Origin of the sequence: Pantoea sp. Ap-967, from assembly GCF_011752565.1 — a bacterium.
In the GTDB taxonomy this organism is placed as follows: domain Bacteria; phylum Pseudomonadota; class Gammaproteobacteria; order Pseudomonadales; family Pseudomonadaceae; genus Aquipseudomonas.
In genome coordinates this window covers 145141-156851 of sequence record NZ_VWXK01000005.1, presented here as the reverse complement: position 1 = coordinate 156851, position 11711 = coordinate 145141, and the positions used below count along the sequence as shown (strand labels likewise).

Genomic DNA, 11711 nt, shown 5'->3' with positions numbered 1-11711 from the left:
TGAAAGCCCGGGGCCGCTGCGCGCCCCATCGCGAGCTCTGCTCGCTCCTACCGGGGCACCGCCAACGGATGCTTCAGGTCTTCTCGAGGTTGGCGAGAATCTTGGCATGCACGCGCATGCACACTTCCAGGTCTGCCTCGTCCACCCCGGTGAACAGCTCCAGGCGCAAGGCGTTGGCGATGGTTTCGATCTGCTCGATCAGCGGCTTGGCCGGTGGGCACAGCTGAATTTTCTTCGCCCGACGGTCTTCCAGCACCGCCTGGCGCCGCACCAGCCCCTGGCTCTCCAGGCTGTCGAGCAAACGCGCCAGGGTTGGGCCCTCGACACCCACGCTCTGCGCCAGCTCACGCTGGGTCGGCGCCTCGTCGAAGCGGGCCAGGTGCAGCAACACCAGCCAACGCGCCTGGGACAGGTTGAGCCCGGCCAGGCGGCGGTCCAGCTCGGCGCGCCAACCCCGGGACATCTGGGCCAGCTGCATGCCGAAGCGGTGTTGGTTGTCGGTCAGGGGCATAAGCAACTCAATTGAATAGAACTAATTATTAGTTAGCTAACCATGCTCCAGCCCTTCAAGCAAGGCTGCCAGCCCCGGAAACGTCCGATAATCGTCAAAAAGGATGACAACGGCCAGCGCTTGCCCGAAATGGCTTCGATCAGAGTTCGAACTCCGCCGCCAACGCCGCGCGCACGCAATACAGCACGCCTTCCGGCACCCGGCCAGCGAACAGCGGGGCAATGGCCGACACCGGCGGCAGCTCGCCCTCGCCGTCCAGGAAGGCGTCCTGCACTTCCATCAACAGGTCTTCGGGCAGATCCAGCGCCTGTTCCAGGCTCAGTTCCTGGCGGCCAAGAGCTTCGGCCAACAGGCTGTAGACATTCTTCTCGCTGCAATTGAGCTGGCCGGCGATTTGCGCCGGGGTCATGCCGGCACGGGCCAGGCTGACCAGCTCGTGGCGCAGGTCGAGCACCACCTTCGGCGCCTCCTCGGTGCCGCCGGCGCCGTTGAGCACTTCGAGGAAGGCCTGGCCATAGCGCTCCAGCTTGCGCGCCCCCACGCCGCTGACCTGGGCCATGTCGCTGAGGCTGGTCGGCTGGCTGCGCAGCATCTCCAGCAGGGTGGAGTCGGGAAAGATGACATAAGGCGGCACGCTGTGCTCCTCGGCCAATTTGCGCCGCAAGGTGCGCAGCGCCTCCCACAACTCGCGCTCTTCGCCGCGCACCAGTTGGCTGGCCGGGCTGCCACCGCTGCTGGAGGACGACTTGGCCACGGTTTGTGGCTTGAGGTCGCGGCGCAACTGCAGGTTCACCTCGCCGCGCAGCAAGGGCCGGCAGCTGTCGGACAGGCGCAGGCCGCCGTAGCCTTCCAGGTCGATGTCCACCAGGCCGCGTGCCACCAACTGGCGGAACAGCGAGCGCCACTCGGCCTCGGCCAGCGCCTTGCCAACGCCGAACACCGAGAGTTTTTCGTGGCCGAAGTTGCGCACCTTCTCGGTGTCCTTGCCCAGCAGCACGTCGACCAGGTGGCCGACGCCATAGCGCTGGCCGGTGCGGAACACCGCCGACAGGGCCTGGCGTGCAGGCTCGGTGGCGTCCCAGGTTTGCACCTGGTCGACGCAGTTGTCGCAGTGCCCGCAGGGTTGTTCGAGGGTTTCGTCGAAGTAGGCCAGCAGCGACTGGCGACGGCAGCGGGTTTCCTCGCACAGCGCCAGCATGGCATCGAGCTTGTGCTGCTCGATGCGCTTGTGGCGCTCGTCGCCCTCGGAGTTCTGCAGCATCTGCTTGAGCATCACCATGTCCTGCAGGCCGTAGGCCATCCAGGCATCCGAAGGCAGGCCGTCACGGCCGGCACGGCCGGTTTCCTGGTAGTAGGCTTCCAGCGACTTGGGCAGGTCGAGGTGGGCGACGAAGCGCACGTTGGGTTTGTCGATGCCCATGCCGAAGGCAATGGTCGCGACCATGATCAGCCCTTCTTCGTTGAGGAAGCGGTGCTGGTTGGCGGCGCGGGTTTCGGCGGCAAGGCCGGCGTGGTACGGCAGCGCCGGGAAGCCTTGGTCGCAGAGAAACGCGGCGGTTTCATCGACCTTCTTGCGCGACAGGCAGTAGACGATGCCGGCGTTGCCGCGGCGCTCGCCAAGAAACGCCATCAACTGCTTGCGTGGCGATTCCTTGGGCACGATGCGGTAGAAGATGTTTGGCCGGTCGAAGCTCGACAGGAAGCGTTCGGCGCCCTGCAGGTGCAGGCGCTGGACGATTTCCTCGCGGGTGCGCATGTCGGCGGTGGCGGTCAGGGCGATGCGCGGCACATGCGGGAACAGCTCGGCGAGCTGGCCCAACTGCAGGTATTCCGGGCGGAAGTCGTGGCCCCATTGCGACACGCAGTGGGCTTCGTCGATGGCGAACAGGGAAATATCGAGGTCGCGCAGGAAATCCAGCATGCGCGGCTGCACCAGGCGCTCGGGGGCCAGGTAGAGCATTTTCACCTCGCCCCGGCGCAGGCGCCCCGCCAGGTCGCGCTGCTGCTCGGCAGTGAGGGTGGAGTTCAGCGCTGCGGCAGCCACACCCAGCTCATCCAGGGTGGCGACCTGGTCGTCCATCAGCGCGATCAGCGGCGACACCACCACGGTTAGGCCCGGGCGCAGCAGCCCCGGCACCTGGAAACACAGCGACTTGCCGCCGCCGGTGGGCATCAGCACCAGCGCATCGCCGCCATTGGCAACGCATTCGATGATCGCAGCCTGGCGCCCACGGAAACTGTCGTAGCCGAAGATATCCTTGAGAACGCGCTGAGCCTGTTCGAGCATGTGCAACTCCAAAATCGCCGTACCATCCTGGACACAGGCTGGACGAAAAGACCGCCCCGCACACGCCTAAAGCGTAAGCGGCTTTTGCCAGCGGGCCGACAAGCGCCGCCCCTGGATGAAAAACGCCGGAGTATACCCCAGTGCCGCGCCGCGCAGGATGCCCGGTGACAGACGTTCCCTTTGCCCCGCTGGCGTCCGCTTGGTGCTAGAATTCATTATCGTTTATTCCCCAAGGTAGCCCTGTAATGTCCTTCGCCGAGCAACTGACCCGCCTGCAAGCCTTCCTCGACGCCGATGAGCTGCACGAAGAAGCGCTGGACTACGTCGCCGCCCACGGCTACCTGACCGCGCTGTCGATCTGCTCGGAGGAGGTGCCCGAGCGTGAATGGATCGACGCGCTGTTCGCCGAAGAACCCCATTACGCAAGCGATGCCCAGCGCACCGAAATCGAAGCGACCCTAGTGGCACTCAAGGGCCACATCGCCCGCCAGCTGGCCAGCGACGAGGAATTCGACCTGCCCTGCGAGCTGGACCTGACCGACGAGCCGGACGATTCCGACCTGCGCGGCTGGTGCATCGGCTTCATGGAGGGCGTGTTCCTGCGTGAAGAGGCCTGGTTCGAGAACGCCGAGGAAGAAGTCAGCGAGATGCTGCTGCCGATCATGGTGGGTTCCGGCCTGTTCGACGAGCAGCCTGAATTCGCCGACATCGCCAGCAACGCCAACCTGCAGGACGACATGATCGTGCAGATTCCAGAGGCGCTGAGCGCGCTGTTCCTGCTGCTGCACGCTCCAGACGAGAAGCCGGCGCTGCTCAAGCCACGCCACCACTGAGCCAGCGGTGCGCTACCTGCTGCTGGCCATCGGCTGGCTCAGCGTTGCGCTGGGGGTGTTGGGGATCTTCCTGCCGGTGTTGCCCACCACCCCGTTCCTGTTGCTGGCGGCCGCCTGCTTTGCCCGCAGTTCACCGCGCTTTCACCACTGGCTGGTCAACCACCCCAGGCTCGGGCCGTGGATACGTGATTACCTCGGTGGCGAGGGCATTCCCCTCAAGGGCAAGGTGTATGCCATCGGCCTGATGTGGGCGAGCATCGGGCTGTCGTGCTACCTGGTGCCGCTGTTCTGGGCCAGGGTGTTCATGCTCACCAGCGCGGTGCTGGTCAGCGCCTACATCCTCAAGCAGAAAACCCTGCGCAGGCCGGGTTAAAAGCACGGACACTGCCCCCCGTAGGAGCGAGCGCAGCTCGCGATGGGCTGCAAAGCAGCCCCGGCATCATGAACCGCGAAGCTGAAACCCTAGGGCCGCTACGCGCCCCATCGCGAGCTACGCTCGCTCCTACCGGGGCGGCGTAGGCCTGGAGAGGGGTGCCTGATGGCCACTCAAACCGTATCCACCTTCAACGAATGGTCATTGATCATGCCGTTGATGATGGTCGCGGTATCGTGCCCCGCCGCAATCACCCCGCCCGCCCCTGCCGTCACCCCGTAATGCTGGGCCAGGTCGACCCCGGCCAGGTCGATGGTCTGGGTCGGCGCCGCACCGGCAACGCTGCTGACTTCGATGGTCGACACCACCTGGCTGCCCGTGCCACTGACCTTGAAGTGCAGGTAGTCGTCCAGCGACGCCGCCGTGGTATTCTCCCCCTGCAACAGTTGCGACAGGTCCAGGTGGTCGCTGCCCGGGGTGAAGTCGGTGACCGTGTCATGCCCGGTATCGCCCTTCTGCCAGACGAAGGTGTCGTTGCCATTGCCACCGGTCAGGGTGTCGTCGCCCGGCCCGCCGATGAGGATGTCGTTGCCATCGCCGCCCTTGAGCACGTCATTGCCCAGGCCACCATTGAGCACATTGTCGCCGGCATTGCCGACCAAGGTGTCGTTGTAGTCCGAGCCGATCAGGTTCTCGATGCTGACCAAGGTATCGACCCCAGCGCCGCCGGTATGCTGCGGCCCGCTGATGCTCAGGTCGACCGTGACCCCTGCGGTGGCCGCCTTGTAGCTGGCGGTATCGTTGCCAGCACCGCCATCGAGCAGGTCATTGCCAGGGCCGCCGATCAGCAGATCATCGCCATTGCCGCCATACAGCTGGTTGTTGCCCGCCCCCGCCACCAGCACGTCGTTGCCATCGCCGCCGTTGAGCACGGTGTCGGCGTTGTTGGCCATCAACACATCGGCGCCTGAGGTGCCGTTGAGGGTCTGGCCGGACTGGTAGCTGATGTCTGCGATGCCGGTGGCACTGCCGCCGTGGCCATCGGTCACCGTATAGCTGGCCTGGTGCACTTCGTTGACCGCATTGCTGTAGTCCAGCACCAGGCTCAGCTTGTAGTTTTCTGCGGCCTTGCTGTTGCCGATGGGGTCGACCTGGTTGGTCACATGGATGCTGTACACCCCATCGTGGCTGGCCGTGAAGCTGCCGCCATCAGCAATTGGCTGGTAGTTGCCGTGGTCGTCCTTCCACTCAAGGCCCAGGTTGCCCGCGGGGCGGTCGTGGTCCAGTTGCAGGGTTTCGCCCTTGCGCAGGCTGACGGTGATCACATCCTCACCGTTGGCATTGGCGGTGGTGACGTTGCCCAGGTAACCCAGCACCATCAGCGCCGCGGTCATGGTGCCGGTGGTGGTGGTGAAGGCGCTGCGGTCAAGGGCCTTGAACTGGTTGTCGAGGGTGTTGCCATGGCCGTCGAACACGATGCTCTTGATCGCACCGCCACTGGTGAAGTCGGCGGCCTTGTCGTCGGCAAAGTGGGTGGTGAAGGTGATGGGCGAGGCATTCAGGCGGTCGTGATCGGCATCGTTGTCATTGGCCAGCAGCACGTCGGCCGCCACGGTGATGCTGGCAGGGCCGCTGATGTTGGTGATGATGTGATCGGCCACGGCCACCGGCGCGTTGTTGGCGTTGACCCGCACCACCAGGCTGGCGCTGCTGGTGTCACCGTCGTTGTCACTGACCGTGAAGCCGAAGCGTTCCACCTGGTTGCTGTCGCTGCTCTTGGGCCCGGTGTAGGTGAAGTCGCCGTTGTCCATGTCGACCACCAGGCTGCCGCCCAGGCTGGTCTTGATGGTGAGGGTGTTGCCGGTGGTGTCGAAGCTGGCCTTGTCCACGCCGCCACTGGCCTGGTAGCCGCCCTGCCCGGCATTGGCTTTCGGGTCGTAGGTGTAGCTGGTGCCATCCACCAACAGCGCCTTGATGAAACCGCCGTCGGCACCGAATGTGCCGCCGCTCATGAGGCTGCCGGTGATCGACGCACCCAGCACGGTGCCCGAGAGCACGCCATTGAGCTGGCTGAGGTCGGTGACCACCACCGAATCGGTATCGGTGTGGGTGGTGCCGTCATAGGCCAGCGGGTTGAGGTTGCCCTCGTTGACATCCTTGCCCAGGCCGATGGCGTAGGACTTGATGCCATTGCTGTCGAGGAAGGATTCCCAGCTGGTTTCGCGCGCCCCGCTGATCGCGTGGCCGTTGGTGGGCGCGCCGTCGGAGAAAAAGTAACTGACGTTCTGCGCACCCGCCAGCTTGCCATCCTCGGCATACGCCGTCTGCGCGGCAGTGGTGGCGGCGTCGTAGTGGGTCACCCCGCTGGCGTGCAAGCCACTGACGATGGCCTTGGCCTGGTCGATGGTCAGCCACTGCGCTGCCTGCACCTGCGCGCCGGTGCCAAAGGTGACGATCTGCACCTTGATGTCGCCCATGTCGTCGTACTTGTCGAGCAGCGCGCTGATCGCCTGCTTGGCCAGGTCCAGGCGGGTCAGGCCCGGCACGCCAGAGGCCGAGGCCATGCTGCTGGACACGTCGATCACCAGCAGGATGTTGGTATCCACCTGGCCCGGGCTGATGCTGCGCTCGGCGCACACCGCCTGGGGAACATCGTCGACGATGGTGATGGCAATGCTGTTGGTGACGCTGTTGCCGTGGGTGTCGGTGGCCTGGTAGGTGAAATACTCGATGGCCGAATCCGCGCCGGGGGTGTTGGCGGGCGAGGTCAGGGTGTAGGTGTAGGTGCCATCGGGGTTGATGCTGATCTGGCCGTAATGGCCCACGGCATCGCCCACCAGGCTGTAGGTCAACGCCCCTACCCCACCCACCACCGAGCCCACCAGGGTGCCGGAGGCGGTTTCACCGGTCGAGCTGGGGTCGCTGCCGGTGACGGTGCCGGCTGCCAGGTCGCTACCGTCCTTGTGCAGGTCCAGGGCTTTCTCGAACACCGTCAGCGTGGGGCTTTCGCACGCTTCCAGGCGCGGGTCATGCACGCTGATGGTGATGGTGGTGGTGCTTTCATCGCCATCGGCATCGCGAATGGTGTAGACGAAGCTGTCGATGGCATCGCGGGGCGACGCCACGTCGGGGCTGGCATGGTATTCGGCATTGCCCTGGGCATCGATGGTCAGGTAGCCGTACTGGCCTTGCACCTGGGTGTTCAGCTGGCCGACGGCCGAGCTGGAGGTATCGCTGCCGGCGCGCACACCCACCACGTAATGGCCGTCGCTGAGTGTGTCGGCCCCCACCACATCGTTGTACATCACGTTGCCGCGCACCACGTCGCCCTTGCCGACGCTGACGTAGTCGGCGTTGGCGTGGGGCACATCGTCGACGATGCTGACGACCAGCGTGCTGGTGGTGGTGTTGCCGAGCGAATCCTGCACTTGGTAGGTGAAGGTTTCAGTGACCGTGTTGGCGCCGTCATTGGCGTGGGGCGAGGAGTTGGCCGGCGAGGTCAGCGTGTAGGTGTAGGTGCCGTCCGGGTTCAGGTGCAGCTGGCCATACTGGCCCGTGGCATCGCCGACCAGGCTGAAGGTCAGGGTGCCGACCCCGCCCCTGGCCGAGTCTGCCAGGGTGCCGCTGGCGGTTTCGGCAGGCGAGTCGGGATCGCTGCCGGTCGCCAGCGCCTTCTCGTAGACCGTGACATCACGGTCCTGGCAGGCCATCAGCGAGTTGTGCACGGTGATGTTGACCGTGGTAGTGCTTTCATCGCCATCGGCATCGCGAATGGTGTAGACGAAGCTGTCCACGGCATCCTGCGGCGCCACGACATTAGGGTTGGAGTGGTATTCGGCGTTGCCTTGGGCATCGATGGTCAGGTAGCCGTACTGGCCCTGCACCTGGGTGTTGAGCTGGCCGATGGCCGAGGTGGAGGTGTCGCTGCCGGCGCGCACGCCAACCACGTAGTTGCCGTCGCTGCGCACATCGGCACCGACCACGTCGTTGTACATCACGTTGCCGCGCACCACGTCGCCCTTGGCAACGCCGGTGTAGTCGGCCACCGCCTGGGGCACGTCGTCGACGATGCTGATGACGATGGTGCTGGTCGTGGTGTTGCCGAGCGAGTCCTGCACCTGGTAGGTGAAGGTTTCGGTCACGGTGTTCGCGCCGTCGTTGGCGTGGGGCGAGGTGCTGGCGGGTGAGGTGAGCGTGTAGGTATAGGAGCCGTCCGGGTTCAGGTGCAACTGGCCGTACTGGCCCGTTGCATCGCTGACCAGGGTGAAGGTCAGGGTACCCACGCCGCCTCTGGCCGAGTCGGCCAGGGTGCCGCTCGCCGTTTCGGCGGTCGAGTTCGGGTCGCTGCCCGTGACCGTGCCGGCGGCCAGGTCGTTGCCGTCCTTGTGGGTGTCCAGGGCTTTTTCGTAGACGGTGACGTCACGGTCTTCGCAAGCCATCAGCGAGTTATGCACGTTGATGCTGATGGTGGTGGTGCTTTCATCGCCATCGGCATCGCGAATGGTGTAGACGAAGGTGTCCACGGCATCGCGCGGCGAGGCGACGTTGGGGTTGGAGTGGTATTCGGCGTTACCCTGGGCATCGATGGTCAGGTAGCCGTACTGGCCCTGCACCTGGGTGTTGAGCTGGCCGATGGCCGAGGTGGAGGTGTCGCTGCCGGCACGTACGCCAACCACGTAGTTGCCGTCGCTGCGCACGTCGGCACCGACCACGTCGTTGTACATCACGTTGCCGCGCACCACGTCGCCCTTGGCCACACCCGTGGAATCGGCCCCGGCCTGGGGCACATCGTCGACGATGTTCACATCCAGGCTGCCGCTGGCGGTGCTGCCGTCGATGTCCTTGGCCACCACTTCGAAGTGCTCGCTGATGACGTTGATGCCATCGGCATTCGGGTGGCTTTCGCTGCCTGTCAGGGTGTAGCTGTAGGTGACGGTGCCTGTAGCTGGATCAAAGCCGAGGATGGTCAGGGTATTGCCTTCAGGGGTCACCGTCGACTGCGGGAAGCCTGCCGCCACGCCACCGCTCACCACGCTGATGCCGCCCACGGTGAGGGTTTGCAGGCCATCGGCTGCGGTGACCTTGAAGGTGCCTTGCTGGGTCAGTGCCGCGGCATCGGGCGAGGAACCTGCGGCCAGGTTTTTCTCGTAGACGGTCAGCTCACCGCCCTGCTGGGCCAGGCCGTCGAGGGTTACCGGGTCGTCGAGGTTGCTGACGTTGAGGGTCAAGGTTGCGCTACTGGTATCACCGTCGGCGTCCTTGATCGTGTAGGTGAAGCGCTCCACGCCATTGCCACCACCACCCAGGTTCTTGAAGTCTGGGTCACTGGTGTTGAGCGTGTAGGTGTAGGAACCGTCGGCCGCCAGTACCAAGGTGCCGTAGGTGCCGATGAAGGTGCCAGCCAGCACGGGGCCACCAGCCACACGATCGGCGCCTTGCACATCGTTGGTCAGCACGTTGCCGGTCAGTTCGGTGTGCTGTTCGGTGGCCGTGACGGCATTGCTGTCGTCCACCGCCTTGGGCACGTCATCGACGATATTCACATCCAGGCTGCCGCTGGCGGTGCTGCCGTCGATGTCCTTGGCCACCACCTCGAAGTGCTCGCTGATGAGGTTGCTGCCGTCGCCGCTCGGGTGGCTTTCGCTGCCCGTCAGGGTGTAGCTGTAGGTGACGGTGCCTGTGGCGGGATCAAAGCCGAGGATGGTCAGGGTGTTGCCTTCGGGGGTCACCGTCGATTGCGGGAAGCCTGCCGCCACACCACCGCTCACCACGCTGATGCCGCCCACGGTAAGGGTTTGCAGGCCATCGGCGGCGGTGACCTTGAAGGTGCCTTGCTGGGTCAGTGCCGTGGCATCCGGCGCGGAGCCGTCGGCCAGGTGTTTTTCGTAGACAGTCAGTTCGCCGCCCTGCTTGCCCAGGCCGTCGAGGGTCACCGGGTCGTCGAGGTTGCTGATGTTCAGGGTCAAGGTTGCGCTGCTGGTATCACCGTCGGCGTCCTTGATGGTGTAGGTGAAGTGCTCCTCGCCACTGCCACCACCGCCGAGGTTCTTGAAGGCGGCGCCGTCGCTGTTGAGCGTGTAGGTGTAGGAACCATCGGTTGCCAATACCAGGGTGCCGTAGGTGCCGGTGAAGGTACCGGCGAGCACGGGGCCACCGGCCACGCGGTCGGCGCCTTGCACGTCGTTGGTCAGCACGTTGCCGGTCAGTTCGGTTTGCTGCTCGGTCGCCGCCACGGGGTTGGTGTCATTCACCGCCGTGGGGGCATCGTCATGGATAACCACGTCCAGCGAGCCCTGGGCCACGTCGCCGTTGCTGTCGCTGACGCGCACCACCAGTTGTTCGCTGAGGGTCTTGGCACCATCGTCTTCGATATGCTGCCCGGCGTCGGTCAGGGTGTAGCTGTAGCTCACCTCGCCGGTGGCGGAGTTGTAACCGGTGACGGTCAACGTGTTGCCCAGCCCGGTGGTGATCGACTGGCCAACACCAGTCACCACGCCACCGGTGACCACGTTGATACCGCCAACGTTGAGGTTGAACACGCCATCCTGCGCCACCACGGTGAAGCTGCCACGCTGGGTCAGCGCGGCGGGGTCGCTGGCCGAGCCCAGGGGCAGGTTGGCCTCGTTCAGGTTGATTTCGGCAGGGCTCAGGTCCAGGCCGATCAGGGTAACCGGGTTATTGACCGGTATCGGTGGCTGGGGCTGTTCAGGGGGCGTACCGCCATCGGGCACGTTGCCGCCATTGGGCGCATCGGGGTTGCCGTTATCCAGGGCGGTACTCAACGCACCGACTTCACGCTGGGCAAATTCGGGAATGCCGTTGAAGCCCGCCGTGGGGAAGCCGATGTGCGGATCGACCCGCGCCCCCACTTCGCTCAGCAGCACGAAACTGTGGCCACCGCCCAGTGCCCCGGACGCGTTGCCGTTGGCGGCCCCGGCCGCCGTCGGCTCGGCAGAGCGGCTTGGGTCGTCACCGCTGGCGATCGCCCGCTGGATACGCTCGACATCACTCAGTTGGTTGTCGCTGGGCGCCACCTCATGCCCAGGGTGGGCCGGGTGGCCGAGCAGGTCCGCGCTCAGCAGCTGGCTGCTGTCGCGCCCCAGGGTCAGCTCACCGCCGTTCTGCAGGCGAACTGCCACGGCCCCTGTCGCGGCGGTTTCCAGTTGTTCGCCGGCATACAGCCGGTCGCCCTCGATCAGTGGACGACGGCTGCCATCGCTGCCAACGGCGAACACTTGCCCGATCACCTTGCTGACCACACCGATTAACTTAGCCATGCGCGCACGCCTCCCCTCACCGATTGGCAATTCAGCCAATGACTGGCCAGGGGCGGTTCAGGGCAAAGAGTTCGGCTGTCTCAACGGTGAGATTCGTTCTCTCAGGCACTGCATTTGGCGAGAGTTCCCGATCTGAATTGGCCATCTTCCAATCGCCAATTTTTTGTCGCCAAATAGTACTTTTACCTAACCGTCCCGCGTCATAGCTGTAAAAAACTGTGGAACTCGCTAGAGTGCTTGCGAAGCTCGGAATACAGCGGCTTGGCAATTCACTTGAATGAAACAATGTCTTGCTTTCGTTAGACCGCATAAGTTTTTTTTTGCATAGGACTTATGAAAAAATCGTCTTAGCTCGCGCCTTAAATGTTCTTAGCTCAACTGTTACAAACTTGATACGGTTAGATTCAAGAATAACGTCATTTAATTGACG

General features: G+C 64.4%; 5 protein-coding genes. 2 read left to right on the top strand and 3 right to left on the bottom strand.

The features are described from left to right. Window positions 1-73: 73 nt before the first annotated feature. Both F3J45_RS07650 and recQ read right to left on the bottom strand, forming a co-directional pair. Window positions 74-511, bottom strand: a complete 438-nt coding sequence (locus F3J45_RS07650; protein WP_167059759.1) for a MarR family transcriptional regulator — start codon at window positions 509-511, stop codon at window positions 74-76. 139 nt (window positions 512-650) lie between these two features. Beyond that, window positions 651-2798, bottom strand: a complete 2148-nt coding sequence (gene recQ, locus F3J45_RS07645; protein WP_167059752.1) for a DNA helicase RecQ — start codon at window positions 2796-2798, stop codon at window positions 651-653. Window positions 2799-3043: 245 nt separating this feature from the next. Between recQ and F3J45_RS07640 the strand changes: the two genes are divergently transcribed. Further along, the gene (locus tag F3J45_RS07640) at window positions 3044-3631 is read left to right on the top strand and encodes a YecA family protein (protein WP_167059747.1); all 588 of its coding nucleotides are present in this window, start codon (window positions 3044-3046) and stop codon (window positions 3629-3631) included. Window positions 3632-3638: 7 nt separating this feature from the next. Further along, window positions 3639-4004, top strand: a complete 366-nt coding sequence (locus F3J45_RS07635; protein WP_167059743.1) for a YbaN family protein — start codon at window positions 3639-3641, stop codon at window positions 4002-4004. A 173-nt stretch (window positions 4005-4177) separates the two neighbouring features. Here the strand turns inward: F3J45_RS07635 and F3J45_RS07630 are convergent, their stop codons facing one another. Continuing rightward, window positions 4178-11281, bottom strand: coding sequence for a retention module-containing protein (locus F3J45_RS07630; protein WP_167059734.1), 7104 nt, complete (start codon window positions 11279-11281; stop codon window positions 4178-4180). Window positions 11282-11711: the final 430 nt, after the last annotated feature.